The following is a 25,104-nucleotide window of genomic DNA, read 5'->3' on the forward strand; positions in this document are numbered from 1 at the left end:
AAGGGGGGACGGGCGCGCTGCTCGTCCCTTCACCTTGGCGCGTTCTGACGCGCCGTGCCTTTGCTGCGTGGCGCCCCAAGTTGCGCCGTGCTTTTGCTGCGTGGCGCCCCAAGTTGCGCCACGATGGCCCGCGCCGCCTGCACATAGGCCGGGCCGCCGCACACGGTCCAGCTTTGCGGCAGGCTGATGCGCGGGATGGATTTGATCGCAGGGTGCTGGAGCATTTCGGTCCCCTGATCGACCACCGCTTCGCTGCCGCTTTCCACGATCAGCCAATCGGGCCGCGCCGCGACCATCGCCTCCAGCGGCACTTGCGCCAGCGCGGGCTTGCCGAGTTTTGCGGCCAGATTGGTCAGCCCGACCCGATGCATCAGGTCATCAACCAGCGTGCCTGTGCCGGTCATATAGCCGCGCCGCTGATAATAGGCGGCAACGCCGCCGCGCTTCGCTTTCGGCAGTGCCGCCAGATCGCGGTTCATCTGCGCAATCAGCTTTTCGCCCCGGTCGACATGGCCGACCGCGCGCGCGACCTGCCGTATCTGATCCTCGATCGCGTCATAATTGTCCGCACTGGCCAGGCCCAATGTGGTCCATTGGCCCGGCGGCGCTCCGGCGACCATGTTCGGCCCGATCGGATAGCCCAGGATCAAATCGGGCCGGATCGCCAGCACCTCTTCCGAAGCGCGGCGCAGCGTACGATAGCCGCGCGCCTTGTCCGCCGCCGCCGACAATTCGGGATCGAGCGCATTGCTGCTGAGCGCCGCGATCTGGCCATTGTCGGCCAGCGCGATCAGATATTGATCGGCGCACACGTTGAGCGACACGATCCGCCGCGGCGCAGCGTGTGCCGTGCCGGTGAGTGTCAGGGCGGCAAGGGCGAGGATCAACGGACGGATCATGGAGCCTGTCTTGTAGTAGGACCTGTTCCTGCCTTCGCAGGAACATGGCGCTTTGCCAACCGCCAAGGGGAGCGTCCATGACGGCCCGCCGCCACCCCTTGCTCGTCCCCGCGCTGCTGATCCTGCTGGTCGGCGCGGCGATGGGATCGGTGATGCTGGGGGCCGTCGCGATCAGCCCGGCGCGGATATGGGCGGTGCTGACCGGCGGCGGCGATGCGGTCGCCCGTGCGATCATCATCGACCTGCGCCTGCCGCGCATGTTGCTGGGCCTGCTGGTGGGCGCGATGCTGGGCCTGTCGGGCGCGGCGTTGCAGGGCTATCTGCGCAACCCGCTGGCCGAACCGTCCGTGCTGGGCGCGTCCAATTCAGCGGCGCTGGGCGCGGTCTGCGCGCTCTATTTCGGCCTCAGTGCGCTGCATCCGCTGGTCCTGCCGCTGCTCGCCATCACCACCGCGCTTGTCGCCATTGCCGGGCTGTTCTTGCTGGCCGGTCCATCGGAAAGCCCGCTGACCCTGATCCTGGCGGGGATCGCGGTCGCGACGCTGGCGGGGGCGGGCATCAGCCTGTCGCTTAACCTGTCGCCCAATCCCTTTGCCGCGATGGAGATCATGACCTGGCTGATGGGCAGTCTGGAAAACCGCAGCTATGTGCATGTCCTGGTCGCCTTGCCCTGCATCGCGATCGGCGCGGCGCTGCTGATGGCGGACGGGCGGACGCTGGACGCGCTGACATTGGGGGAGGAAGGCGCGCAGGCGCTGGGCGTGAACCTTAATGCCGCGCGGTTGCGCATGATGCTGGGCGTCGCGATCGGCGTGGGCGGCGCGGTGGCGGTGTCCGGCGCGATCGGCTTTGTCGGCCTGATCGTCCCGCATATCGTCCGCCCGCTGACCGATCGGTCGCCATCGGCGGTGCTATGGCCCTCGCTGCTGGGCGGCGCGGTGCTGCTGACGCTGGCGGATATTGGCGTGCGGCTGATCCCGTCGGTCAATGAACTGAAGCTGGGGGTCGTCACCGCGATGCTGGGCGTGCCGGTGTTCCTGATCCACCTGATGCGGGAGCGACGGCTATGGTGAGCCTGGCGGTAGAAGGGCTGTCCGTCCGGCTTGGCCGTCATGTGGCGGTGCGCGATGTCGCGGTGACGCTGGAGCCGGGCCAGCTGGTCGGCATCATCGGTCCCAATGGCGCGGGCAAGTCCACGCTGATCCGGGCGATGCTGGGCCTTGCGAAGCCGCGGGCGGGCCGGGTGCTGATTGACGGGCAGGATGTGGCGCGGATCGACCGGGGGGCGATAGCGCGCGCCATCGCCTATCTGCCGCAGGGTCAGACATTGCACTGGCCGCTCAGCGTCGATCGGCTGGTGGCGCTGGGGCGGCTACCGCATCTGGGGCCGCTGTCACGCCTGTCCGACGCAGATGAGGCAGCGGTCGAGGCAGCGATGGCGCGGGCCGATGTGCTGCACCTGAAAGGACGGATCGCGACCGAATTGTCCGGTGGGGAGCGGGCGCGGGTGCTGCTGGCGCGGGCGCTGGCGGTCGGGGCGCGCGGGCTGATCGCCGACGAACCGCTGGCGGCGCTGGACCCTGGACATCAGATCGACGTCATGAACCTGCTGCGCGACGAGGCGCGCAGCGGCGCGCTGGTGGTGACGGTGCTGCATGACCTGAGCATGGCCGCGCGCTGGTGTGACCGGCTGCTGCTGATGGATGGCGGCGCGCTGGTCGCCGACGGCGCGCCGATGGAGGTGCTGACGACGCAGGCGCTGGCCGATGTCTATGGCATCACCGCCTGCATCGATCCGGGCAATGGCTGGCCCTTGATCCTGCCGACCGGGCGGGTGCCCCGGCCGGCGGCGGACTGATTATTCCGCGAAGCTGCGGGGAGCAGGCGCGATGACCGTGACTGCCCCAGCCCCTACTTCGGACACTTCCAGCGCACGTTCGGCGACGCCGTTGCGGCCAAAGCGGAATGCGCCGTCAATGCCCGAAAAGCCGCCGGAATCGCGCAGGCGCGTGGTGGGGAAGGGGCTGCCGGGCTTCCAGTCCTGCGCGATCCGCACCGTCAGCAGGACCGAATCATAGCCGAGCGAGGACAGGCGGAAGGGCGCCGTGCCGTAGCGGGCGCGATATTTGCCCGCGAGCTGGCGATAGAGCGTGTCCGACACGCTGGCGAACCACGCGCCGCGCAGCACCGGGCTTGCCGCCAGCGTGCCGTCCGTATTCCACAATTCCGTGCCGAGCAGGCGAGCGGTCGCGCCGCCATTCTTGCGCACGATCGGGGCGATCTGGATCGCGACCTTGCCACTGTCGGCGATCAGCAAGGCGTCATAGCTGGACGAGGCCTGCAATTTCTTCACCGCTGCGGTGATCGAGCCGGGGCTACGATCGAACGTCTGCATCGACACGACGGTGCCGCCCGCCTGTTCGACGGCGCGCAGCAGTGCATTGCCGGCGCGTTCGCCATAGGTACCGCGCGGAATGAGCGCGGCGAACTGCGACAGCCCCTTGTCATGGGCGAAACCCACGACCCGCTCGATCGACTGGTTGGGGTTGTAACCCATGATGTAGACGCCATTGCCCGCGACGCTGGCGTCGTTGGAAAAGCTGATCACCGGCACATTGGTGCGCGCGGCGATCGGCCCCACGATGCGGGCGTCCTCCGCCAGCAGGGGGCCAAGGATCAGGCGGTTGCCCTCGGCCAGGGCGCGGTTCGCCGCGGCTGCGGCGCCGGGCGCGGTGTCATAGGTGGTGATGCGGATCTTGTCGGTCCGGGTGTCCATCAGCGCCAATGTGGTCGCGTTGGCGATCGACTGGCCCACGGCGGCATTGGGGCCGCTCATCGGCACCAGCAGCGCGACGCGGTGGCGCAGCGTATCGGTCGGCAGCCCCTGGGTCACATCAGGGCCGGTCGGTCCTGTCGGGCCGGTCGGGGTGACGGGGGCCGGTCCCTTGGGCACGATCGACTGACAGGCGGCGAGCAGCAGCGTGCCCGCGGCAAGCACAATGCGCGTGCCGCGTTTCAAAGAAGCGAACAAGTCCGCTTGCCGGGAGGCATCCGTCTCTGTCATCTGGCGTCCTTATGGAAACACAATCATCGGGTCTTGAACCTGGGCTTTATATCGTTGCTGGGCCGATCGGCAACCTTGGTGACCTTACCCCGCGCGCGGCGGAGGTGCTGCGGTTGGCCGATGTCGTCGCCGTGGAGGATACGCGAGTGAGCGCGCGGCTGTTGCGCCATGCCGGTTCGGACCGACCGATGATCCCCTATCATGACCATAGCGGCGAAAATGTGCGGCAAAGGCTGGTTGACCGGATGGCGGGCGAATCGGTCGCCCTGCTGTCGGACGCGGGAACGCCGCTCATTTCCGATCCGGGTTACAAGCTGGTGCGCGATGCGCGGGCGGCGGGACGGCGGATCACCACCCTGCCCGGTCCCAGCGCGGCGATCGCGGCGCTGACGCTGTCGGGCCTGCCGACCGACCGTTTCCTGTTCATGGGCTTCCTACCTAGCAAGGCCAAGGCGCGCGGCGATGCGCTGGACGAGGTGGCGGGGCTGCGGGCGACCCTGGTATTCTATGAAAGCGGCCCGCGCCTGTCGGAAAGCCTGTCCGCCATGGCCGCGCATCTGGGCGACCGGGACGCGGCGGTCAGCCGGGAAATCAGCAAGGCCTTCGAGGAAACGGCCTGCGGCACGTTGAGCGAACTGTCCGCCCGCTACGCCGACGCGCCGCCCAGGGGCGAGATTGTGGTGACGGTCGGCCCGCCCGGCGAAGCTGCGCCGGCCAGCGCCGAGGATGCCGACGCGGCCCTGCTGGAGGCGCTGACCCGGCTGTCGGTGTCGAAGGCGGCGGGCGAGGTCGCGAAGAAACTGGGGCTGGACCGGCGCACCTTGTATGACCGGGCGACGGAATTAAAGGGGTGAAGCGGGAAGCGGCCGAGCGACGCGGACGTCAGGCAGAGCGGATCGCGGCCTGGTGGCTGCGGCTGAAGGGCTGGCAGATTGTCGGACGGCGGATGCGGACGCCAGCGGGGGAGGTCGATCTGGTCGCGCGCAAGGGCGCGATGCTCGCCTTTGTGGAGGTCAAGGCCCGCGCTACGGCGGCGGAACTGGACCTGGCGATCGACGAGCGGCGGTTGCGCCGGGTCGCGGCGGCGGCGGAAATTCTGTGGCATGATCTGGCCAAAGCGGGCGACGACATGCGAATCGACGTCATCCTCCTTGCGCCGGGCCGTGCGCCACGCCATCTGGCCAATGTCTGGCATGGGGGGTGATGTGCCTCTCCCCCCAAAACCGTTCGGGCTGAGCGAAGTCGAAGCCCTCGCCTGAGCGCCAGCGAAGGCAAAGCACCTCGCTAACGCTCGGCGGAGCCCTTCGACTTCGCTCAGGGCGAACGGAAAAGGAATGATCGAATGACGCAACTGAACCCCCTGACCGTCGCCGTCCAGATGGACCCGATGGAGGGCATCAAGATCGCGGGCGATTCGACCTTTCACATCATGCTGGCCGGGCAGGCGCGGGGACACAGGCTCTACCATTATCTGGCGACCGACCTGACCTATCGCGATGGCCGGGTGCTGGCGAAGGCGCGGCCGGTGAATGTGCAGAAGGTGGAAGGCGACCATTTCGCTTTTGGCGAGCCGGAAATGCTGGACCTGGGGCGCGATGTCGATGTCGTGCTGATGCGGCAGGACCCGCCCTTTGACCTGAGCTACATCACCGCCACCCATTTGCTGGAGCGGGTGCAGGAAGAAACATTGGTGGTCAACGATCCGGCCAGTGTCCGCAATGCGCCCGAAAAGCTGTTCGTGCTGGACTATGCCCGCTTCATGCCGCCGACCATGATCACCCGTGACCTGGCCGAAGTGCGCAGCTTCCTGGCCCAGCATGGCGAGATCGTCGTCAAGCCGCTCTATGGCAATGGCGGCGTCGCCGTTTTCCATGTCGGCAAGAATGGCGCGAACCTGTCTTCGCTGGTGGAAATATTCAAGGCGTCATGGGTTGAGCCGTTCATGGTTCAGGCCTTCATCCCCGGCGTCGCGCAAGGCGACAAGCGTATCGTCCTGATCGACGGCGAGGTCGCGGGCGCGGTCAACCGGATTCCGGGTGCGGGCGAAATCCGTTCCAACCTGGCGGTTGGCGGATCGGCGGCCAAGACCGTGCTGACCGACAGGGAGCGGGAAATCTGCGACGCGATGGGACCGGAACTCAAGGCGCGCGGCCTGCTGTTCGTGGGCATCGACGTGATTGGCGGCGAGTGGCTGACCGAAATCAACGTGACATCGCCCACCGGGATCGTGTCGATCGATGCCTTTGACGGCACCGATACGGGCGGGATGATCTGGGACGCGATCGACGCGCGGCTGGCGGCACGAGCGGCGGCGTAGTTGATGTCTTTGCCCGCCGTGCTCCCGCGTAGGCGGGAGTCCAGTCCCGCCGTTTCAACTGGGCTCCCGCCTGCGCGGGAGCACGGGGAACCCAGAGTGAGGCGATGACCGACTGGGTGCTCCGCCTGATCGACGCGGGCGGCTATTGGGGCATTCTCGTCCTGATGGTGCTGGAAAATGTCTTTCCGCCGATCCCGTCGGAACTGATCATGGGCATTGGCGGCATTCGCGTGGGTCAGGGGCGGATGGCGATGGAATGGCTGCTGCTGGCCGGCACCATCGGCACCACGGTCGGCAATTATTTCTGGTATCTGGTCGGCCATGTGCTGGGCTTTGGCCGGTTGAAGCCGCTGGTCGATCGTTATGGCCGCTGGGCGACGCTGGAATGGCGCGATGTCGAGGCGCTGGACCGACTGTTCGGCAAATATGGCCAGATCGTCGTCTTCGTGTTCCGCTTCATGCCAGCGCTGCGGACGATGATATCGCTGCCCGCCGGACTGTTCCGCATGGGGCATGTGAAATTCCTGGCGTGGACAGCGGGCGGGGCGCTGATCTGGAACATCATCCTGGCCTATGCCGGATTCGTGCTGGGCAGGAATTTCAGCCAGATCGACAAATATATCGGCCCCGCCGCTACCCTGTGCGTGGTGGGCGCGGTGATCCTCTATCTGTGGCGGCTGGCGACCTGGCGGCCAAAGGGTTAGGCGCGCGGGTGGGCGTTGCGGTAGACGTCCATCAGGTGCGCGGCATCGACCTGGGTATAGACCTGGGTGGAGGACAGGCTGGCATGGCCGAGCAGTTCCTGCAAACTGCGCAGGTCCGCGCCGCGCCCCAGCAGATGGGTGGCGAAGCTGTGGCGCAGCGCATGGGGGGTGGTGCGGTCCGAGAGGCCGAGCCGTCCGCGCGCGCCCTGTACCGCGCGGCGGATGAGCGCGGGGGAGAGCGGGCCGCCACGAGCGCCGCGAAACAGCATCTCGTCGCGGGTCATGGGATAGGGGCAGAGCGCCACATAGGCGTCGATCGCCGCGCGGACCTGTGGCAGCAGCGGGACGACGCGCATCTTGTTGCGCTTGCCCGTGACGCGCAGGGTTTCGCCGAGCGGCAGCGCCGCGCCGGTCAGGCCCATGGCCTCTCCGATTCGCAGTCCCGCGCCATAGAGCAGCATCAGCACTGCCCAGTCACGCGCGCCGATCCAGGCTTCACGCGCCCCTTCGGCAATGTCCTGCGCGAGCGCGACGGCTTCATCGGGGGAGACGGGGCGGGGCAGGCCGCGCTTGGTGCGGGGGCCTTTCAATAGGGGCACGCGGGCGTCCTCACCCCCGATGAAGCGCAGGAAACCACGCACGGCGGACAGTTCCCGCGCCGCTGACAGATTGCCGATACCCTCCATCCGCCGCGCGGTGAGGAAGGCGCGCAGGTCCGCCTGGCTGATCTGCGCCAGCAGCGCAGCGGTGACTTGCTCGCCATGATGCGCCTCCAGAAAGGCGACCAGCCGCTCGGCGGTCGCGACATAGGCGCGCACCGTATGGGTTGATCGCCGCCGGTCGAGGCTGAGATGATGACGCCAGCGTTCGATAAGGTCGGGGGAGGGCATGAGGGCAGTCTAGGGCAGGCGTGGGAAATAGGAAATGGCGGGCTTAACTTCGCATATTTCCCGGCAAATGCGACATAAAAGAACAAGACTGGGACATTTTGTGACGGCTGAGCGGGCTGCAAATCCGATAGTGGTGTGGTGGTTGACCGGAGGCCAGAGGAAGGGGGATCGCGCTTCCGATAGGGCGACGCCTCTCCACCATCGCTTCGCGGCGGTCCCCCTCCCCTTGCAGGGGAGGATTTGCTGGTGTCGGCTTTGTACAGCGCATGTTCGCCTAATTTTTGAGCAAGGAAGAAGGGTTGGGATTGCCCGGTCCGGCATGGGCCGGGTTCGATGAAATGGGAGAGTAGTGGCGGCAGCATAGGGCCAAGCGGGGCGATAGGACAGGCGTGGCCTTGAAATCCGGCGGGAAATGGGCACATGGGAAGCATGGCACCCCCTTTTGATCTGGCCGACCTGCCGACGGGCGTGGCGATGCCCCTGTCGCCGATGGTGGCCCGCGTGCTGGCGCCCAATCCGTCGCCCTTCACCTTCACCGGCACCCAGACCTATGTGGTCGGATCGAGCGACGTGGCGGTGATCGATCCCGGCCCGGACGAGGCGGATCATCTGACGGCGCTCACCGCTGCCATTGCCGGGCGGCCGTTGGTGGCGATCGTCTGCACCCATACCCATCGCGACCATAGCCCGGCTGCCCAGCCGCTGCGCGCCATGACCGGCGCGCCGGTGATCGGCTGCGCGCCGCTGACGCTGGACGATGACGGGCCGCGCGCCGATGCGGCGTTCGACGCGGCCTATCGCCCCGACCGGATACTGGCGGACGGCGAACGGCTGGCCGGCGAGGGGTGGACATTGGAGGCGGTGGCAACGCCGGGGCATACGTCCAACCATCTGTGCTTCGCCCTGGTCGAGGAACAGGCGCTGTTTACCGGCGATCATGTGATGGGCTGGTCCACCAGCGTCATTTCGCCGCCTGATGGCGACATGGCCGATTATATGCGGTCGATGCAGCGGTTGCTGGAGCGTCAGGACACTATCTATTATCCCGCCCATGGCGAACCGATCGACAATCCGCAGCGTCTGGTGCGCGGCATGATTGGCCATCGCAAGCAGCGCGAGGGCCAGATTTTGCGCTTTCTGGAGCGCAATGGCGACAGCTTGATCCCCGACATGGTGGCCGAAATGTACAAGGGCGTCGATCCGCGCCTGCACCCGGCCGCCGGGCGATCGGTGCTGGCGCATCTGATCGACCTGCATCAGCGGGGGCTGGTCGCGAACAGACAAGACAATCGTTGGGGGGCACTTTGAGATCGATTCGTATCGCAGCTTTTTTGGCGATCGCCGCCGCGCTTGCATGGTTCGGCTATCAGGCGTTGCCCGATAATCGGCAAATAGAACGTGAACCAAATGGCGAAGCGATATCGAAAATAATTTGGTCGAAGATGCAATCAACGACCAGCATTAAAGTTGCTGATTTGTCCGGCGACGTTCAGGGAACAGCTGAGTATGAAGGAACAGTCTTTACAACTCGGCAAAAAGCCAGATTTCCTTTCAGTGTAGATTATTTCGTAAACTTTAAGTCGATGCGTAAAAGCGACCTGTATTGGGACCCGGAAAAGCGCAGATTATATATCGACGCCCCAGATGTTGTACCAGCAGCGCCAAACATTGATGAGAGTCGGCGCTTTGCCGTTGAGACAACGGGAATTTTCGTTTCTCGCGAAGCAGCAGAGGAACTGGTGAAGAGAGTGTCGGTAGATGCTACCAGTCAGGCAGCAAATGGTGCGAGAACGCAAAAAAATATGGATGGCGCGCGCGAAAGGGGTGTTCTTGCGTTGAGTAAACTCTTTTCGCTCCCCTTGGCTGCGGCTGGATATGATGACGTCACGGTCATTGTGACATTCCCCCAGAGCGGACGCTTCGCAACAGTGAGCAATGGGATCGGACTGCTTCGATCAACGAAGCACTGGCGAATGGTCGCCAGCAGCGCTAGGGCGCTCGTCAAGGACCGAGGAGTTTTAGGGACATGAACGCTTTTACCGGCATTCCGCAGGGTACCGACCTGCGCGCAGAGATTGAGCGGCTGCGCAAGGAGCGCAACGCGGTGATCCTGGGTCACTATTATCAAAGCCCGGAAATTCAGGACCTGTCGGACTTTGTCGGCGACTCGCTGGAACTGTCGCGCAAGGCGGCGGAGACGGACGCGGACGTCATCGCCTTCTGCGGCGTGCGCTTCATGGCGGAGACGGCCAAGATCCTGTCGCCCGACAAGATCGTCGTGCTGCCCGACATGGATGCCGGTTGCAGCCTGGAGGACAGCTGCCCGCCCGCCCAGTTCAAGGCGTTCCGCGAAGCGCATCCCGACCATATTGCGCTGAGCTATATCAACTGTTCGACCGAGGTGAAGGCGCTGTCCGACATCATCGTGACATCTTCGTCCGCCGAAAAGATACTGGCGCAGATCCCCAAGGATCAGAAGATCATCTTCGGCCCCGACAAGCATCTGGGCGGTTATCTGAAGCGCAAGCTGGGCCGCGACATGCTGCTGTGGCCGGGCGTGTGCATCGTGCATGAGGCATTCAGCGAGACCGAATTGCTGAAGCTCAAAGCCCAGCACCCCGACGCGCCGATCGCCGCGCACCCCGAATGTCCGCCCTATATCGTCGATCATGCCGATTATGTCGGGTCGACCAGCGGCATATTGGACTTTGCCAAGACGATGCCGGGCGACACGCTGATCGTTGCGACCGAACCGCACATCATCCACCAGATGGAAAAGGCGGTGCCGGAAAAGACATTCATCGGCGCACCGGGCGCGGACGGCAACTGCAACTGCAATATCTGCCCCTATATGGCGCTCAACACGATGGAGAAGCTGTACCTCGCGCTGCGCGACCTCCAGCCGCGCATCGAGATGGACGAAACGCTGCGGCTGGGCGCGAAGAAGAGCCTCGATCGGATGCTGGAAATGGCCAGCGGCACGGTGGGGCAGGGGGATTTGGGGGCGCGATAAGCCATGACCTTCTCCCTCCCCCGTTTCGACCTTGACGCTTTCGTCGCTTCCACGCTGGCCGAGGATCTGGGGCCGGATGGCCGGGACGTCACCAGCGAGGCTGTGATCCCCGCCGATGCGATGTTCGACGGGGTGATGGACACGCGGGACGCGGTGACGCTGGCGGGCCTGCCGGTCGCAGCCGCTTTCTTCCGGGCGCTCGATCCTGATGTGGTGATAGAACTGCTGCATCAGGATGGTGACCGGGTTGCGGCGGGGACCGACATCATGCGGATTCGCGGGAAGGCGCGGGCGATGCTGACGGCGGAGCGATCGGCGCTCAATACGGTCCAGCATCTGAGCGGTATCGCGACGATGACGCGCGCCTATGTCGATGCGATCGATGGAACCGGCGCGACGCTGCTGGATACGCGCAAGACCATTCCGGGGCTGCGTGTCCTTGAGAAATATGCGACGCGGATGGGCGGGGCGACCAATCACCGCATGGGATTGTGGGACGCGGCGATGATCAAGGATAATCATGTCGCGGTCGCCGGATCGGTCGAGGAAGCGGTGCGCCGCGCGGTCGATGCCGGGGTCGCCAGCATCATCGTCGAGGTCGACCGGATCGACCAGATCGAACCGGCGCTGGCCGCCGGGGCCACGCATTTGCTGCTCGACAATATGGATGCGGCGACGCTGCGGCAGGCGACGGCACTGGTCGGCAGGCGCGTGCCGACCGAGGCGTCGGGCGGGGTGACGCTGGAGACGATCCGGGCAAGGGCGGACACGGGCGTCACCTATATCAGCGTCGGGCGGCTGACCCAGTCGGCCCCGGCGGCGGACATCGGGCTGGATTTCGCTTATGCTTAAAGGGCTGGCCCTGGTGGCGCTGATCGCGATGCCGGGGACGGCGCTGGCGCAATCGGCCCAGTGCAGCCCGCCCGCGCAGATCGCCCGGCCCGACCTGGAGGGGCCGACCGCCAAAGAGCCCAGGCGCATCCTGCCGATCGGCAGCTATACGCTCGCGCTCAGCTGGTCGCCGCAATATTGTTCGACCGCAAAGGGCGGGCGCAGTGCGATTCAGTGCGGGGGGCGGAATGGCCGTTTTGGCTTCACCCTGCATGGGTTGTGGCCGGACGGCTTTGGCAAGGAATGGCCGCAATATTGTCGCGCCGCCAATCTGGTGCCCCGGCAAGTGATCCGGCAGAATCTGTGCGCGACGCCGTCGGTCCAGCTGATCCAGCATGAATGGGCCAAGCATGGCACCTGCATGACGACAAGGCCGGAGCGCTATTTCAACAGGTCGCGGGCGTTGTACCAGTCGATCCGCTACCCCGACATGGGGGCGCTGGCGCGGACCAAGTCCCTGACCGTCGGCCAGTTTGCGCAGGCCTTTGCCCGCGCCAACCGGGGGCTGAAGCCCGATATGCTGCGGGTCACGACGACGCGGGGCAACTGGCTGAGCGAGGTGTGGCTGTGCATGGACCGGGCGATGGCGTTTACCCGCTGCCCGGCGCATCAGGGCGGCGCGCCGGTGGCAAGCCGGCTGCGGATCGCGCCGCTATAGTCGCTAGCCCTCGATCGTCAGTCCCTAGCCCTCGATCGTCGCGGTCGAGGGGTGGTGCTTGTCCAGATGCTTGCGGATGATGCGCAGGTTGCGGGTGTTTGAGCGGAACGCGAAGTCGAACAGATCGCCGACCAAGGGAATGGCGCCCAGCAGCGTATCGACCCCGACATTGGCCGACATGCGGGTGATCTGCCATTTCGACATGCCCAGATTGCGCGCTTCCCAGACCATCCACATGCCCATGGAAGCGGTCGCCAGGTCGCCGATGACCGGCACCAGCCCGACGATGCTGTCGATACCGACGGGGCGATTGATGCCGGGGACGACGAACAGGCGCTCCAGCACCGCCTCCATCGCTTCGATACGGCGGCGCACCGAGGCGGGGTCGCGGCCAAGGCCCGGAATGGCGCTGGCGGCGCCATTTGCGGAGTCGGGCGAAATCGGCATGGGCAAGGCGTCTCCTGTTGCCTGCCCTAGTTGGTGCGTCGGAACAGATGGTTCAATGGGTGGCGTGCGCGGGGCGATGGCTGGAAACCGTTGAGCCGCCTGGACACGAGCGACCAGCGGATCGGCGTGCCAAGCGGGATATAGCCATTATGCGCGACCATCAGCGCTTCGGCCTCCGCGATGCGGGCGGCGCGGTCCTCCGGCGTGCTGGCAAGGCTGGCGGCCTGAAGCTGGGCATCGGCGGCGTCGCTGCAATGGATTTTGCGGGCGCAGCCAACCCGGCCCAGATACCAGAGCGCGCTGTCATAGGCGGCGACTTCGTCGATCAGCCGCAGGTCCGCGTCGCTGGTCATGGAGACGCGCCGCAGCGGCAGGCCGATGGCGTCCAGATCGCGTCGCAGCAGCCCGAACAGCAAAGTCGCGCCCGGCCCCTGCGGCAGGGCGATGCGCAACGGCGGCGGGTCGCCATGATCGTCGCGCCAGACGGCAACGGCAGCGCTCGCCCGGCCGCGCCGGTCCTCCAGCGACAGGGCGGCCCAGTCCGGATCGGTCGGCGCGCGGCCAAGATCGAGCTGGTCGGGGACGATGCGGTTGCTGGTGGCCCAGCCGCCGATCGGCAGCAGGGCAGGGATCTGGCTGCGGTCGATCGCCATGTTGATCGCCGCGCGTATGCCGTCATCGTCGAGCAGGCTGCCCCGGCCCGTCACGGCCAGCCCCAGCAGCCCCTGCACCGGATCGGCCCGCACGGCATCGCGATCGACCCCGGCGGGGACGAGCAGCGGCAAATCGGCCAGTCGCCCCCCCAGCACCAGCGCGGCCTGCCCTTCGCGGAAGCGCACGATGGCAAGGGCAGCGCGTTCGGCGCGCAGCACGCGCGTCTGCCAGGCGGGGACCGGCGTGTCTTCGGCATCGTCATCGTCGCTCAGCCGGTCGATCGGGGTCAGGATTATCGCCTTGCCCCATGTCTTGCGGCGATAGGGGCCAGTGCCCCCGTCGCGCGAGACGATGGCCATTTGCGGCTGGGCCAGCATCTGGAGGATATAGGGGCGGGCCGTCGCAAGGCGGATTTCAATCACTTCGCCGGTCATCGGGATCACGGCCTGCACCGCGTCGAGCGGGCCGTCCGGGTCGAGCCGGCGCAGCGATTCGATCCGGGCCATCAGCATCCGCGCCACGTCGGGTGCGGCGACCCGCGCGCCATTGGCCCAGAAGGCGCGGCGCAGGCGGAAAATATAGCTGCGCCCGTCATCCTCCACGATCCAGCGCTGGGCGAGTGCGGGCAATATGTCGCCGCTGGCGTCGAAAGCGACCAGCCCCTGCGCGGTCGCTTCCAGAAACAGCTTGGCGCCCGGATCGGGCAGACGCTGCAAGGGTTTGGCGAAATCTTCGCGATCGCCCACGACGCTGACGACGACGGGATCGTTGCTGTCGGCCGAACAGCCGCCCATCATCGCAAGCAGGCCGGGCAGCGCAGCAAGGGCGAGGCGGTGGACGCGCCGACGGGGGATGGGGACGGTCGACATGATGGGCCGCCACCCTAGCCCGCTAACGGCCTGTCGCCAACCGCCATGGCGGGGCGATCGCGATCATTCCGATACCATCCCCGGATCGCGCGCCACCGCCATCGGCAGGTGCAGGATGAAGCAGGCGCCGCTCTGGGCGTCCTGACGGTCGGCGATGCTGATGCGGCCCTGATGACCGTCGATGATCGAGCGGGCGATGGCGAGGCCGAGGCCGGAATGCTTGCCGAAACTTTCGCCTTCGGGGCGGACGCTGTGGAAGCGGCGGAAGACATGCTCGCGCTCCGATTCGGGGACGCCCGGTCCTTCATCCTCGACGCTGACCAGCACCTGATCGTCGGCGACGGTCGCGACCACCTGAACCAGTCCGCCGTCCGGCGAGAAGGAAATGGCGTTGTCGATCAGATTTTCCAGCACGCGCACCAGCCGCTGTTCCTCGCCCAGCACCACCGCGACATTCTTGCGCGGGCGGGCGAAGGCAAGCCGCACGCCGCGGGGTACGCCGCGCGCCTCATGCGCGCCGACGATCCTTTCGATGAGCTGGCCAAGGTCCACCGGCTCGAACCGGGTGCGGGACAGTTCGGCATCGACGCGGGAGGCTTCGGCAATGTCGGTGACCAGCCGGTCGAGACGGCGGACATCGTCCTGCGCGATCGCCATCAACTGCGCGCGCAGGTCCGGCCGGTCGACCCGTTCCAGCGCGTCGAGGGCGGAGCGCAGCGAGGCGATGGGGTTTTTCAGTTCATGGCTGACATCGGCGGCAAAGGCGTCGGTCGCGTCGATCCGCTGGCGCAGCGCCTGGCTCATGTCCGACAGGGCGCGGGCGAGCATGCCGATTTCGTCGCGCCGTTCGGGCAGGCGCGGCACGGTCACCTGCCGCGCGCGGCCCAGCCGCACGCGCACGGCGGCGCGGGCAAGGCGCTGGAGCGGGAGCACGATGGTGCGCGCCAGGAACAGCGAGAGCAGGACCGACGCCAGCACCGCGACCGCCAGCACCATGCCGAGGCGCAGCCGCTCCGCGCGGACGGTGCGGGTGATGTCGCGGGCATTTTCGGTCGCGAACAGGCTGGTGCCATCGCGCATCGCCACGGCGGCGGAGATCACGAAGGTCCGGTCGGGGGCATAGCGGTTGACCGCCTGCGGCCGCCCCGTCTTGCGCGCCATCTGCACTTCGGGCCAGGCGTCCGCGCGATCGACGGCGGGTTCGATGAAGTCGGGCGGCCGGTCCGCCGACACGACCCGGTCCATCGCCTTGTCAAGGAAGCGGGCGACATGGCGCTGCCAGTCCTCTTCCGACGGCTGGCGCAGGCGATAGCGCGGCGCGTCCATGGCGAAACTGTCGGACAGGCGATGGCCGTCGGGCGCGTAGCGGCGCACCCGATCGCCGGTCTGGCGGGCATAGGCGGCGATCAGCTGACGCTGGCGTTCGGGCGGCACGCTTTCCAGCCCGATCGCCAGCAATTGCAGTTCCCGCGCCGACTGTTCCAGCCGCGCGTCGACGATGCGCGTGCGATAGCTGTCGAGATAGAAAAATCCCCCCGCCAGCAGTGCCAGCGCAAAGACGTTGACGGCCAGGATGCGCGGCGTGAGGCTGATCCGCCCGGACCAGCGCAAGCCATCAGCACCCAGGCCGTCACTCTTCGGAGAAGCGATATCCGGCGCCATAGAGTGTGTCGATTGCGTTGAAATCGGAATCTACCTCGCGGAATTTGCGCCGCAGCCGCTTGATATGGCTGTCGATGGTGCGATCGTCGACATAGACGTCGTCCTGATAGGCGGCGTCCATCAACTGGTTGCGGTTCTTGACCACGCCGGGGCGGGTGGCCAGCGTTTCGAGGATGAGGAATTCGGTGACGGTCAGCGTCACGTCCTGACCGTTCCATTTCACCCGGTGGCGGGCGGGGTCCATTTCCAGCCGCCCGCGAATGATCGGGTCGGCGACCGGCTGGTCGGGGGTTTCGGGCGTCCGGCTGACTTCGGCGCGGCGCAGGATCGCGCGGATGCGCGCGATCAGCAGCCGTTGGGAAAAGGGTTTGGAGATATAGTCGTCCGCCCCCATCGCCAGCCCCAGCGCCTCATCCAGCTCATCCGCCTTGGACGTCAGGAAAATGACCGGCATCGGGCTTTTTTCGCGCAGGCGGCGCAGCAGTTCAAGGCCATCCATGCGCGGCATCTTGATGTCGAACACCGCCAGATCGGCAGGATTTTCGAGCAACGCCTTCAGCGCGCCTTCCGGGTCGGAATAGACCCGCGTCATGAAGCCTTCGGTCTGGAGCGCGATCGACACGGACGTCAGGATATTCTTGTCGTCATCCACCAGGGCGATGGTTGCTGTCATGCGGCATCCCAGAAATATGTGTGGTCAGAAACATGCGTGGCGGGGGCGGAACGAGCGTTAGACGATGCCAGCGCGCGCTGCAAGGAAGGCGGGGTCGGCCGATCATGCGGCAGGACAGTCGCTATTCGGGACAAACGCCTGAACACAGGGATTTGACGCACCCTACGCAAAGCCGTATGCCGCCAATGTCTGCAGGAATGACGCCGCCCGCAAGATAGCGGCGCTGAGGGGCGGACCGGTCGCGAATATACAGAATGTTTGTGACACGGAATTATTACATCAGGAGCAAAGGCGTGCAGGCCAAATCCTCAATCACCCTGGCCAACCAGGGCATTACGACCAATGCCGTCCAGTTCTGGAATCTCGGCACCGCGCCTCTGGTCGAGGCGGCGATCCGCAACGGCGAAGGCATATTGTCGAAGGACGGCCCGCTGGTCGTCAAGACCGGCAAGCATACCGGCCGCAGCGCCAAGGACAAGTTCATCGTCCGCGATGCCGAAACCGAATCGACGGTGTGGTGGGGCGAGACCAATCGCGGCATGACTCCGGAACATTTCGCCGCGCTCAAGGCGGATTTCTTCAAGGCGCTGGGCGAAAAGGACACGCTCTATGTCGCCGACCTGTTCGGCGGTTCGCAGCCCGAACATCGCGTCAATGTGCGCGTCATCAACGAGCGCGCCTGGCACAACCTGTTCATCCGCACCCTGCTGGTGCGTCCCACGGCCGATGAACTGGCGGGCTTTGCGCCCGAATATACGATCATCGACCTGCCCACGTTCAAGGCCGATCCGGCGCGTCATGGCTGCCGCAGCGAAACCGTCGTCGCCGTCAACTTCACCGAAAAGCTGATCCTGATCGGCGGCACCGCCTATGCCGGTGAAATGAAGAAGTCGGTGTTCGGCATCCTCAACTATCTGCTGCCGGTCAAGGGCGTGATGCCGATGCACTGTTCGGCCAATATCGGCCCGAACGGCGACACGGCTGTGTTCTTCGGCCTGTCCGGCACGGGCAAGACCACCCTGTCGGCGGACGCCAGCCGCACGCTGATCGGCGATGACGAGCATGGCTGGTCGGACACTGCCGTGTTCAATTTCGAAGGCGGCTGCTATGCCAAGATGATCAACCTGTCGGCCGAGGCCGAGCCGGAGATTTTCGCCACCACCAAGCGTTTCGGCACGGTGCTGGAAAATGTCGTGATTGACGAGGAGACTCGCGAAATCGACCTGGACGACAATAGCCTGGCGGAAAACAGCCGCGGTTCCTACCCGATCGACTTCATCCCCAACACGTCGGAAAAGAATCTGGGTCCGGTGCCCAAGAATATCATCTTCCTGACCGCCGACGCCTATGGCGTGTTGCCGCCGATCGCGCGGCTGACCCCGGAACAGGCGATGTATCATTTCCTGTCGGGCTATACCGCGCGCGTTGCGGGGACCGAGATCGGCGTGACCGAGCCGACCGCGACCTTCTCCACCTGCTTTGGCGCGCCGTTCATGCCGCGTCATCCCAGCGTCTATGGCAATCTGCTGAAGGAACGGATCAACAAGGGCGGGGTCACCTGCTGGCTGGTCAATACCGGCTGGGCCGGTGGCAAGGCGACGATGCCGGGTATCAAGCGGATGCCGATCAAGGTGACCCGCGCGCTGCTCAACGCCGCGCTCGACGGCAGCCTGAACCAGGCCGAGTTCCGCACCGATCCCAATTTCGGCTTCGACGTGCCGGTGGCGGTCGCTGGTGTCGATTCGACCATCCTGGACCCGCGCGCGATGTGGGCGGACGCCAACGCCTATGACGAAACCGCCGCCGTGCTGGTCAAGCAGTTCGTCGACAATTTCGCGCAGTTCGAGGATCATGTGGACGAGGGCGTACGCAGCGCGGCGCTGGTCGCTGCCGCCTGATCGGACGCAATCGCGCAAATCGGGGCCGGGGGAGCGATCCTTCCGGCCCTTTTTCTTTTTGCACCTGCGTAACGATGCTATGGTAGCTGCCGGTGCGAAGCAGGAGTGACGATGATGGGCATGTTCGACGATCTAATCGGCAAGGTGGGCGGTCTGGAAGCGATCGCGGCGCAGATCGGCCTGACGCCCGAACAGATGCAGGGGCTGATGAGCGAGATCAGCGGCAAGATCGGGTCCGGTGAAACCAGCGTGGCGGCGCTCGCCGAAACCGCGGCGGAACATGGCGTGTCGGCGGACAAGTTGCAGGAATTGCTCGCCCAGTTCGGCGGCCCCGAAGCGATATTGGGCAAGCTGGGCGGGATGTTCGATCGCGATGGCGACGGCAATCCGCTCAATGAACTGGGTGGCCTGGCCAAGGGTCTGTTTGGCTGAATAGCCCGACCGCTGCGGGGGGCAGCTATCGGCCCCCCAAGTTTTTTTCGCCTTGCCTTCATGGGGCGATGGCTCCATTCGCGTCAGATATCAGTTGTTGCGAACGATACGCAACTGGCGCGGCCCGCCCGGCCCGCGCGCATAGATGGCAAGGAAGAAGGTCTTGACCGACGTGACGATCGAAAAGCCGCAATTGGAACCCACCGGCGCGCTGAGCGTGGAAACGGTGCTGTCGGTGCGGCATTGGAACGAGCATCTGTTCAGCTTCCGCATCACCCGCCCGGCAAGCTTCCGCTTCCGTTCCGGCGAGTTTGTGATGATCGGTCTGAAGGGCGAAAATGGCAAGCCGCTGCTGCGCGCCTATTCGGTCGCCAGCCCGTCATGGGACGAGGAACTGGAATTCCTGTCGATCAAGGTCGAGGATGGCCCGCTGACCAGCAAGCTCCAGTTGATCGAGCCGGGCGACCAGATCTATCTGGGCCGCAAGCCGACCGGCACGCTGGTGACCGATGCGCTGCTGCCGGGCAAGCGGCTGTTCATGCTGTCGACCGGCACGGGCCTGGCCCCGTTCCTGAGCCTGTCGCGCGACCCGGACGTGTATGAATTTTACGAGCAGGTCGTTGTGATCCATTCGGTACGCCGGGTCAGCGATCTGGCGTTCCGCGAGGAGCTGGAATCCAAATGGGCGGAAGATCCGCTGGTGTCCGAACAGGCGCCGGCGCAGTTCCATTATGTGCCGACCGTGACCCGCGAACCGTTTGACGGCCACAGCGCGCGGATCGACAAGCTGGTCGAGAGTGGCGCGCTGTTCGAGGGGATTCCGGGCGCAGGGACGTTCGATCCCGAAACCGACCGGATCATGATGTGCGGCAGCATGGAGATGATCAAGCAGTTCGCCGCCTGGTTCGAGGCGAATGGCTTTACCGAAGGCTCCAACGCCGCGCCGGGGCAGTTCGTCATCGAGCGGGCGTTTGTGGGGTAACGCCTGAGCGCAGCGGAACAGCACGGGGCCGGGGGAGCGATCCTCCGGCCTTTTTTTCGTCAGGGGTTGAAGCAGCGTGCTCCCGCGCAGGCGGGAGCCCAGTAGAAAGGGCGGGACTGGGCTCCCGCCTGCGCGGGAGCACGTTGCTCTTTGAACCTAACCGCGCTTCCGCTCCGCCACCCATGCGTCGACATGGCCGGCCAGCACGGTCATGGGCACGCCGCCGCCCTTGACCACGGCGTCGTTGAACAGGCGGAAGTCGAAGCGGTCGCCCAGCGCGGCCTTGGCCATGCTGCGCAGGCGGTTGATTTCGCCATGGCCGACCTTGTAGCCGCAGGCCTGCCCCGGCCAGGCGCAGTAGCGGTCGACTTCGGCCTGGACATCCTCGACCGTCGATCCGTTGGTGGTGGCGAACCAGTGGATCGCCCTGTCGCGGGTCCAGCGTTTGGCGTGGAGGCCAGTGTCCACCACCAGACGGCAGCAGCGATAGGCGATCGACTGGAGATAGCCCAGCCGCCCGGCGACATCGCCGTCATAGGCGCCCAGTTCGTCGCCCAGTTGCTCGGCGTAGAGCGCCCAGCCTTCGCTATAGGCGTTAAAGGCCAGCAGCGACCGGATCAGCGGCAGTTTGTAGGTATATTCGCCCTGCCAGATATGGCCCGGTATGCCTTCATGATAGGTGAGCGTCGGCAGGCCGTAACGCGGCCAGATGCTGGTGTCGCGCAGGTTGATATAATAATTGCCCGGCGTCGTCCCGTCGATGGACCCGGCCCCGGCATAGGCGCCGGGCGCGCCCGCTTCGATCTCCACCGGCACGCGCTTGACGACCAGTTTGGCGGGGACCAGCGTGGCGAAGGCGCGGGGCAGGCGGGTGCGGATGTCGGTCAGGCGACCGTCGATATAGGCCAATATCTGCGCGCGTCCCGTATCGTCATTGGGGAAGAGGTAGCGCGGGTCCTTGCCCATCGCGGTCATGCGTTCGCCGACGGTCCCTTGGGTCATGCCCAGCCCTTTCAGCAGCCCGTCCATTTCGGATTGCAGCGTGGCCAGTTGTTCCAGCCCCAGTTGGTGCACCTCTTCGGGCGACATGGTGGTCGTGGTTCCGGCTTTGAGCGCCCAGGCATAATAGGCCTCCCCTTCGGGCAGCTTCCACACGCCCGCGTCCATGGTCGCGGTGGCGCGCTGGCGCTTGAGTTCCGCGACCTGGGCGGCGAGCGCCGGGGCGACCTTGTCCCGCACGATCTGAAGCGCTCTTGCCCCATAGTCGCGGGGCATCGACGCGGTGCGGCGGGCGATGGAGGCGACCGGCACCCACTGGTCGAGCGGCAGGGCGCGCACCGCCTCCATCTGGGCAATGCTCTTGTCGAGCAGGAAGGCGGGGGCGCTGACGCCGATGCCCGCGTCATGGCGCAGACGCTCCGTTTCGCCGGCCAGATTGGCGGCATAGGCGGTGAGTCGGTCGAGATAGGCGTCGGCGTCGGCGGGGTTGGCGATGGCGTGGTTGCTGTCGAGGAAATCGGGGGTCTCGACAAAGCTGCCGGTATTCTGCGCAACGGCATAGGGCGCGTTGCGGTAGGACCAGTTGCTGTTCATGATCGCCATGTCGCCAAAGGGGAAAGCGAACCCTTCCGCCGCCAGTTCGTGCGCGGCGCGGGCGACCTCCACATTGGTGCGGGTGATGGGGGAGAGCGGGGCAAGGTCGATGGCGCGGAGCTTGCTCAGGCGGTCGGTCACATGGGCGGCGATCTGCGCCTGGCCCGCCGGGCTTTTATTGCCGAGCCGATGCTTGAGCGCGGCGCGCGGGCCAGTGTCGATGCCAAGGCCGCTGGCGCTTTCGGGCGCATCGACCAGCATCGCTTCGGCCATGGCGGAAAGGGTCGCTTCGGCGCGGGCGTCCGGGCCGGATGCTAGGGCGTCGGCAGCGCAGGCGGGCAGCGCAGTCAGGGCGAAGGCGGAGGAACCAGCGACAAGGAAATCGCGGCGAGTGGCAGTCATGCAAGCGCTCCGGGATAGGATAGTTGCCGCTTAACTTCGCATATTTCCCGGCAAATGCGACATGATATTTCCTACTGGCGACAGATCATAACAAATCGCTGCGTGCCTGTTCCGTCTGCTCGCGCTGGTCGATCCGCACACGATGGGGCATATGCGCGCGCAGCCCTTCGACGTCGCCCGCCAGCGACCGCAGCGCCGCGAACATGATGCGATGGTCCGGCCCGGTGCGATAGCCGACCTCCCGCCTGCCCCGGAAAAGCGGTCGCGGCGCATCGTCATGGATCAGCGCCATCGCGCGATCCCGCGCGGCATCCAGCCCCATTTCGATCGCCCAGTCCCACGCCGCGGCGAAACTGTCCGCGCCGGGCCGCGCACGCAGATGATAGGCCGAGCGCGGCGAACAGCCCACGCTGCGCGCCGCATGCGCGACGATGCCGCACTGGGCCAGCGCGGCGATAAACGCCGCCTGCGCATCAGGCGTCCATCCGCGCGCACGGCGCTGAAGCGGGACCGGGGTGAAGCGGAGAAGATTGGGAGCGTCAGCCATGACGGGGAGCATGGCATGGGAGGCGGGGTGTAGGACAGGGGGCACGACTGGCTGGTCGCGGACTGGCCATTGCCCGACGCCAGAATGCCGGGCGCGTGATTGTCAGACCGTGGGCGGTCGAGAATGGAAATGTCTGGTTCGGCGCAGAAGCGCCGCAAAAAATTCCTATAAGTAGAGATGAGCCATTTCCGGCCCCCGCTACAAAATTAACCAGATTTTGAGCCTATTTGTAGTATTATATCGCATGGCAGCAACTAACTTTCGCTTATTTGCTATTGGGACGCCACGATTCCTTTCACGGGTTCGTAAGGCGGCGCCCATGCCTGATCATGTGATCGAGGGGCAATTGCGGGCCGCGCGTGAGGGGTATGCCGCGACATTTGTCGGAACCATCACCGTTGCGCTCCTGCTGGCCATTGCGGTCCCCGACACCGGGCATCGATGGCAGGTGGTGGTTGCGGCCACATTGTTGATTGCATTTTCTATCTGCAATTTTCTGGCGTGGCGTCGTGAGCGACGCGCAGGCTGGCACTATCCCAACCCCACGCAGAGCGTGAAACGGCTGACTTGGGTCAGTTTCGTTACTGGGGTGCTGTGGGGAATATTGCTGGGTGCGGCGATCTACGAGGCGCCAACCGATTGGGAATTGCTGATATCCTGCACGCTGGTCGGCGTTGGATGTATCGGCCCCCTTAATGTGGCGACCGTGCCCAAGGCGAGCCTGGGCTTTATGGCCGGATGGTTGGTGATGTCCGTGGTCGACATGTTCCTGATCGCGGAAGCACCATTAGAAGTGCTGCTGGCGCTGACGGTTTTCATTGCGCTGTTTGCGCGGAGCATCCTGGCGATGTCGCGCGCATCGTCCGACGCAATCCGGTCGCATGACGATCTTGTCGCGGTGACCCGCGAGCATGAGCGCCTGGCATTGCAGGCGGAGACAGCGCGGTTGCAGCTGATGGTCAGCGAAAGTGATGCTCAGGCGCGCGCGACCAGCCTTGCCGTCGAGCATCGTCGGCAGGAGATGACGGCCCTGGCCACCCAATTTGAACGGACAGTGGCGGACGCGGTCACGGCGCTGGGGGCAGCCGCTGAAACGGCGCAGCATTCAACGATGTCGCTCGCGTCGATCAGCGTCGCGGATGCCGATGCGGCGGGTCGCACGGCCGAGGTCGCCCACCGGATCGAACAGGCGGGACAGATGATGCGCGAGACCGCAGCACAGCTTGGCGATTCTGTCGGCAAGGTCGGAACGCAGGTCGAAGCGCAGGTCGCGCTGGCCATGGCCGCTGCAGACCGATCAACGGGCACCCAGGCGGCATTCCGTGCGCTTGTCGCAGATGCGCAGGGGATCGGCGACATCGTCGCGTTGATCGAGGAGATTGCACGGCAAACCAATTTGCTGGCGCTGAATGCCGCGATCGAGGCTGCGCGTGCCGGCGCGACCGGAAGCGGATTTGCGGTCGTTGCGTCGGAGGTAAAGTCCCTGGCCGGGCAAACCCAGCGCGCAACGGGCGATATTGCACGACGAGTGGCAGCCATTCAGGAGCGCGTCGCCAGCGCGGTCGATAGCGTGTCTGCGGTGATCGGCCATGTCGATGAGGTCGCGGGCATAGCCGATACAGTGACCGCCGCGGTGATCGAACAACAGCGCGTCGCCGCCTTGATCGGGCTGTCGGCCGACGAAACCGCCGATGGAACCGAGAGCCTGTATAACGATGTGGCCGATACCGCGCGGCGGGCGGAGCGGACGCGCTTACTGACCGCCGAAGTTGCCGATGCCACCAACCTGATCGTCACGCGCGTGACCGCATTGGGGCATACTACGCAGCAACTCCTGTCCGAATTGCGCGCCGCTTAAAGCCGAAGCCGCAATTGTGGCGATGTCGCCCTGGCACTGCGGGACGTGGTGCGTCCGCCCCTAACCCCCCTCCACCCGCAACGCCGTCCCCTCCGCTGCGATCACGCGCACTCGTGCGCCGACATCGGCGTCCGGGCCTAGCGCGGTCCAGACGCTGTCGCCGACTTTGACGCGGCCTTCGCCGCCGGCGATGGCTTCGACGACGGTGACAGTCTGGCCGATCAGGCGGGCGGTGCGGTCGTTGAGGAGGGGGTCGGTGGAGGCGACGGGGTGGTCGGCGTACCAGCGGCGACCGGCCCAGACGGCGGCGATGCTGAGGGCCGCGAAGATCAGCAGTTGCAGCGGCAGGCCGATGGGCAGGGCGAGCGCGGCCAGGCCGGTGATGGCGGCGGCGATGGCGATCCAGATCAGGAACACGCCGGGGATCATCACTTCGGCGATGCCCAGCAGGGCGGCGAATACCAGCCAGGCCCAATGATCTTCGAGCAGGGTAGCGATGGTCATGGGGCGGGGGTCTCTTTGCTTCCGTCACGCCCATGCGGGCGGTGAACGATGTTCGGCGTCAGCCAATCCGTCTCGCAAGCGTGGCGTTGGGTGGAGAGGTTGGGAGATGGGTCCCCGCCTTCGCGGGGATGACGGGGTGGTTGGTGG

General features: G+C 65.7%; 25 protein-coding genes. 15 read left to right on the forward strand and 10 right to left on the reverse strand.

What is annotated here, in order from left to right; genetic code table 11:
• Positions 1 to 29 precede the first annotated feature (29 nt).
• Positions 30 to 899 (reverse strand): ABC transporter substrate-binding protein, encoded by an 870-nt coding sequence (locus CJD35_RS07745; RefSeq protein WP_095686976.1) that lies wholly within the window; start codon positions 897 to 899, stop codon positions 30 to 32.
• Between the two features lie 77 nt (positions 900 to 976).
• On the opposite strand from CJD35_RS07745, the gene CJD35_RS07750 reads away from it, so the two are divergent.
• Complete coding sequence (locus tag CJD35_RS07750) at positions 977 to 1,972, forward strand: FecCD family ABC transporter permease (protein ID WP_017183871.1); 996 nt, start codon at positions 977 to 979, stop codon at positions 1,970 to 1,972.
• Positions 1,966 to 2,757: an ABC transporter ATP-binding protein gene (locus CJD35_RS07755; protein ID WP_017183872.1), complete on the forward strand. Its 792-nt coding sequence runs from the start codon at positions 1,966 to 1,968 to the stop codon at positions 2,755 to 2,757. The genes CJD35_RS07750 and CJD35_RS07755 overlap by 7 nt, the downstream gene beginning before the upstream one ends.
• On the opposite strand, the gene CJD35_RS07760 is transcribed toward CJD35_RS07755, so the two are convergent.
• Positions 2,758 to 3,963, reverse strand: a complete 1,206-nt coding sequence (locus tag CJD35_RS07760) for a penicillin-binding protein activator (RefSeq protein ID WP_017183873.1) — start codon at positions 3,961 to 3,963, stop codon at positions 2,758 to 2,760. It lies immediately after the preceding gene.
• An 11-nt stretch (positions 3,964 to 3,974) separates the two neighbouring features.
• On the opposite strand from CJD35_RS07760, the gene rsmI reads away from it, so the two are divergent.
• The 4 genes from rsmI to CJD35_RS07780 all read left to right on the forward strand — a co-directional run bounded on the left by rsmI (position 3,975) and on the right by CJD35_RS07780 (position 6,984).
• On the forward strand, positions 3,975 to 4,817 hold the full coding sequence (gene rsmI / locus CJD35_RS07765) for a 16S rRNA (cytidine(1402)-2'-O)-methyltransferase (protein ID WP_017183874.1): 843 nt from the start codon (positions 3,975 to 3,977) through the stop codon (positions 4,815 to 4,817).
• Positions 4,814 to 5,167 (forward strand): YraN family protein, encoded by a 354-nt coding sequence (locus CJD35_RS07770; protein ID WP_017183875.1) that lies wholly within the window; start codon positions 4,814 to 4,816, stop codon positions 5,165 to 5,167. The genes rsmI and CJD35_RS07770 overlap by 4 nt, the downstream gene beginning before the upstream one ends.
• 138 nt (positions 5,168 to 5,305) lie before the next feature.
• Positions 5,306 to 6,280, forward strand: a complete 975-nt coding sequence (gene gshB, locus CJD35_RS07775; RefSeq protein WP_017183876.1) for a glutathione synthase — start codon at positions 5,306 to 5,308, stop codon at positions 6,278 to 6,280.
• A 104-nt stretch (positions 6,281 to 6,384) separates the two neighbouring features.
• Entirely contained in the window at positions 6,385 to 6,984 is a 600-nt protein-coding gene (locus tag CJD35_RS07780) for a DedA family protein (protein WP_095686977.1), read from the forward strand.
• Here CJD35_RS07780 and CJD35_RS07785 read toward each other — a convergent pair.
• Positions 6,981 to 7,874, reverse strand: coding sequence for a tyrosine recombinase XerC (locus CJD35_RS07785; RefSeq protein WP_017183878.1), 894 nt, complete (start codon positions 7,872 to 7,874; stop codon positions 6,981 to 6,983). The two genes, CJD35_RS07780 and CJD35_RS07785, sit on opposite strands and share 4 nt — an antisense overlap.
• Positions 7,875 to 8,303: 429 nt before the next feature.
• Between CJD35_RS07785 and CJD35_RS07790 the strand changes: the two genes are divergently transcribed.
• From CJD35_RS07790 to CJD35_RS07805, 5 genes are read left to right on the forward strand one after another with little or no spacing between them, the layout of a single operon-like run.
• The gene (locus CJD35_RS07790) at positions 8,304 to 9,182 is read left to right on the forward strand and encodes an MBL fold metallo-hydrolase (RefSeq protein ID WP_017183879.1); all 879 of its coding nucleotides are present in this window, start codon (positions 8,304 to 8,306) and stop codon (positions 9,180 to 9,182) included.
• 23 nt (positions 9,183 to 9,205) lie between these two features.
• Positions 9,206 to 9,904, forward strand: coding sequence for a DUF4230 domain-containing protein (locus CJD35_RS22360; RefSeq protein ID WP_157742292.1), 699 nt, complete (start codon positions 9,206 to 9,208; stop codon positions 9,902 to 9,904).
• Positions 9,901 to 10,887, forward strand: coding sequence for a quinolinate synthase NadA (nadA, locus tag CJD35_RS07795; protein WP_017183880.1), 987 nt, complete (start codon positions 9,901 to 9,903; stop codon positions 10,885 to 10,887). Before CJD35_RS22360 ends, nadA begins: the two co-directional genes overlap by 4 nt.
• 3 nt (positions 10,888 to 10,890) lie before the next feature.
• Positions 10,891 to 11,739 carry a carboxylating nicotinate-nucleotide diphosphorylase gene (nadC, locus tag CJD35_RS07800; RefSeq protein WP_017183881.1) on the forward strand — a complete coding sequence of 283 codons (849 nt, stop codon included), beginning with the start codon at positions 10,891 to 10,893 and terminating at the stop codon, positions 11,737 to 11,739.
• Positions 11,732 to 12,436, forward strand: coding sequence for a ribonuclease T2 family protein (locus CJD35_RS07805; RefSeq protein ID WP_017183882.1), 705 nt, complete (start codon positions 11,732 to 11,734; stop codon positions 12,434 to 12,436). Before nadC ends, CJD35_RS07805 begins: the two co-directional genes overlap by 8 nt.
• 24 nt (positions 12,437 to 12,460) lie before the next feature.
• Here the strand turns inward: CJD35_RS07805 and CJD35_RS07810 are convergent, their stop codons facing one another.
• The 4 genes from CJD35_RS07810 to CJD35_RS07825 all read right to left on the reverse strand — a co-directional run bounded on the left by CJD35_RS07810 (position 12,461) and on the right by CJD35_RS07825 (position 16,741).
• Positions 12,461 to 12,883, reverse strand: a complete 423-nt coding sequence (locus CJD35_RS07810) for a DUF4112 domain-containing protein (protein ID WP_017183883.1) — start codon at positions 12,881 to 12,883, stop codon at positions 12,461 to 12,463.
• Between the two features lie 26 nt (positions 12,884 to 12,909).
• The gene (locus CJD35_RS07815; RefSeq protein WP_017183884.1) at positions 12,910 to 14,406 is read right to left on the reverse strand and encodes an ABC transporter substrate-binding protein; all 1,497 of its coding nucleotides are present in this window, start codon (positions 14,404 to 14,406) and stop codon (positions 12,910 to 12,912) included.
• Between the two features lie 63 nt (positions 14,407 to 14,469).
• On the reverse strand, positions 14,470 to 16,068 hold the full coding sequence (locus CJD35_RS07820; protein ID WP_017183885.1) for a sensor histidine kinase: 1,599 nt from the start codon (positions 16,066 to 16,068) through the stop codon (positions 14,470 to 14,472).
• Positions 16,037 to 16,741, reverse strand: a complete 705-nt coding sequence (locus CJD35_RS07825) for a response regulator transcription factor (protein ID WP_017183886.1) — start codon at positions 16,739 to 16,741, stop codon at positions 16,037 to 16,039. Before CJD35_RS07825 ends, CJD35_RS07820 begins: the two co-directional genes overlap by 32 nt.
• A 293-nt stretch (positions 16,742 to 17,034) precedes the next feature.
• Between CJD35_RS07825 and CJD35_RS07830 the strand changes: the two genes are divergently transcribed.
• From CJD35_RS07830 to CJD35_RS07840, 3 genes are all read left to right on the forward strand, one after another.
• Positions 17,035 to 18,639: a phosphoenolpyruvate carboxykinase gene (locus CJD35_RS07830; RefSeq protein WP_019053049.1), complete on the forward strand. Its 1,605-nt coding sequence runs from the start codon at positions 17,035 to 17,037 to the stop codon at positions 18,637 to 18,639.
• A 114-nt stretch (positions 18,640 to 18,753) separates the two neighbouring features.
• Entirely contained in the window at positions 18,754 to 19,071 is a 318-nt protein-coding gene (locus CJD35_RS07835) for a hypothetical protein (protein WP_026002527.1), read from the forward strand.
• 163 nt (positions 19,072 to 19,234) lie between these two features.
• The gene (locus CJD35_RS07840; protein WP_017183889.1) at positions 19,235 to 20,053 is read left to right on the forward strand and encodes a ferredoxin--NADP reductase; all 819 of its coding nucleotides are present in this window, start codon (positions 19,235 to 19,237) and stop codon (positions 20,051 to 20,053) included.
• 156 nt (positions 20,054 to 20,209) lie between these two features.
• Here CJD35_RS07840 and CJD35_RS07845 read toward each other — a convergent pair whose 3' ends face one another.
• Both CJD35_RS07845 and CJD35_RS07850 read right to left on the reverse strand, forming a co-directional pair.
• Positions 20,210 to 22,048 (reverse strand): DUF885 domain-containing protein, encoded by a 1,839-nt coding sequence (locus CJD35_RS07845; RefSeq protein WP_017183890.1) that lies wholly within the window; start codon positions 22,046 to 22,048, stop codon positions 20,210 to 20,212.
• An 85-nt stretch (positions 22,049 to 22,133) separates the two neighbouring features.
• On the reverse strand, positions 22,134 to 22,595 hold the full coding sequence (locus CJD35_RS07850; protein ID WP_017183891.1) for a hypothetical protein: 462 nt from the start codon (positions 22,593 to 22,595) through the stop codon (positions 22,134 to 22,136).
• A 319-nt stretch (positions 22,596 to 22,914) separates the two neighbouring features.
• Here CJD35_RS07850 and CJD35_RS07855 point away from each other — a divergent pair, with 319 nt between their 5' ends.
• Entirely contained in the window at positions 22,915 to 24,453 is a 1,539-nt protein-coding gene (locus CJD35_RS07855; RefSeq protein ID WP_017183892.1) for a methyl-accepting chemotaxis protein, read from the forward strand.
• A gap of 60 nt (positions 24,454 to 24,513) precedes the next feature.
• On the opposite strand, the gene CJD35_RS07860 is transcribed toward CJD35_RS07855, so the two are convergent.
• On the reverse strand, positions 24,514 to 24,957 hold the full coding sequence (locus tag CJD35_RS07860; RefSeq protein ID WP_017183893.1) for an NfeD family protein: 444 nt from the start codon (positions 24,955 to 24,957) through the stop codon (positions 24,514 to 24,516).
• Positions 24,958 to 25,104: the final 147 nt, after the last annotated feature.

Origin of the sequence: Sphingobium xenophagum (assembly GCF_002288285.1) — a bacterium.
Lineage (GTDB): Bacteria > Pseudomonadota > Alphaproteobacteria > Sphingomonadales > Sphingomonadaceae > Sphingobium > Sphingobium xenophagum.

Bases quoted from the DNA above. Each gene is read 5' to 3' on its own strand.
- CJD35_RS07825 (WP_017183886.1), bottom strand. From the start codon at position 16,741: ATGACAGCAACCATCGCCCTGGTGGATGACGACAAGAATATCCTGACG.
- CJD35_RS07760 (WP_017183873.1), bottom strand. From the start codon at position 3,963: ATGACAGAGACGGATGCCTCCCGGCAAGCGGACTTGTTCGCTTCTTTG.
- CJD35_RS07835 (WP_026002527.1), top strand. From the start codon at position 18,754: ATGGGCATGTTCGACGATCTAATCGGCAAGGTGGGCGGTCTGGAAGCG.
- CJD35_RS07785 (WP_017183878.1), bottom strand. From the start codon at position 7,874: ATGCCCTCCCCCGACCTTATCGAACGCTGGCGTCATCATCTCAGCCTC.
- nadC (WP_017183881.1), top strand. From the start codon at position 10,891: ATGACCTTCTCCCTCCCCCGTTTCGACCTTGACGCTTTCGTCGCTTCC.
- CJD35_RS07790 (WP_017183879.1), top strand. From the start codon at position 8,304: ATGGCACCCCCTTTTGATCTGGCCGACCTGCCGACGGGCGTGGCGATG.
- CJD35_RS07755 (WP_017183872.1), top strand. From the start codon at position 1,966: ATGGTGAGCCTGGCGGTAGAAGGGCTGTCCGTCCGGCTTGGCCGTCAT.
- nadA (WP_017183880.1), top strand. From the start codon at position 9,901: ATGAACGCTTTTACCGGCATTCCGCAGGGTACCGACCTGCGCGCAGAG.
- CJD35_RS07805 (WP_017183882.1), top strand. From the start codon at position 11,732: ATGCTTAAAGGGCTGGCCCTGGTGGCGCTGATCGCGATGCCGGGGACG.
- CJD35_RS07855 (WP_017183892.1), top strand. From the start codon at position 22,915: ATGCCTGATCATGTGATCGAGGGGCAATTGCGGGCCGCGCGTGAGGGG.
- gshB (WP_017183876.1), top strand. From the start codon at position 5,306: ATGACGCAACTGAACCCCCTGACCGTCGCCGTCCAGATGGACCCGATG.
- CJD35_RS07850 (WP_017183891.1), bottom strand. From the start codon at position 22,595: ATGGCTGACGCTCCCAATCTTCTCCGCTTCACCCCGGTCCCGCTTCAG.
- CJD35_RS07860 (WP_017183893.1), bottom strand. From the start codon at position 24,957: ATGACCATCGCTACCCTGCTCGAAGATCATTGGGCCTGGCTGGTATTC.
- CJD35_RS07810 (WP_017183883.1), bottom strand. From the start codon at position 12,883: ATGCCGATTTCGCCCGACTCCGCAAATGGCGCCGCCAGCGCCATTCCG.
- CJD35_RS07815 (WP_017183884.1), bottom strand. From the start codon at position 14,406: ATGTCGACCGTCCCCATCCCCCGTCGGCGCGTCCACCGCCTCGCCCTT.
- CJD35_RS07820 (WP_017183885.1), bottom strand. From the start codon at position 16,068: ATGGCGCCGGATATCGCTTCTCCGAAGAGTGACGGCCTGGGTGCTGAT.
- rsmI (WP_017183874.1), top strand. From the start codon at position 3,975: ATGGAAACACAATCATCGGGTCTTGAACCTGGGCTTTATATCGTTGCT.
- CJD35_RS07745 (WP_095686976.1), bottom strand. From the start codon at position 899: ATGATCCGTCCGTTGATCCTCGCCCTTGCCGCCCTGACACTCACCGGC.
- CJD35_RS07845 (WP_017183890.1), bottom strand. From the start codon at position 22,048: ATGACTGCCACTCGCCGCGATTTCCTTGTCGCTGGTTCCTCCGCCTTC.
- CJD35_RS07750 (WP_017183871.1), top strand. From the start codon at position 977: ATGACGGCCCGCCGCCACCCCTTGCTCGTCCCCGCGCTGCTGATCCTG.
- CJD35_RS07780 (WP_095686977.1), top strand. From the start codon at position 6,385: ATGACCGACTGGGTGCTCCGCCTGATCGACGCGGGCGGCTATTGGGGC.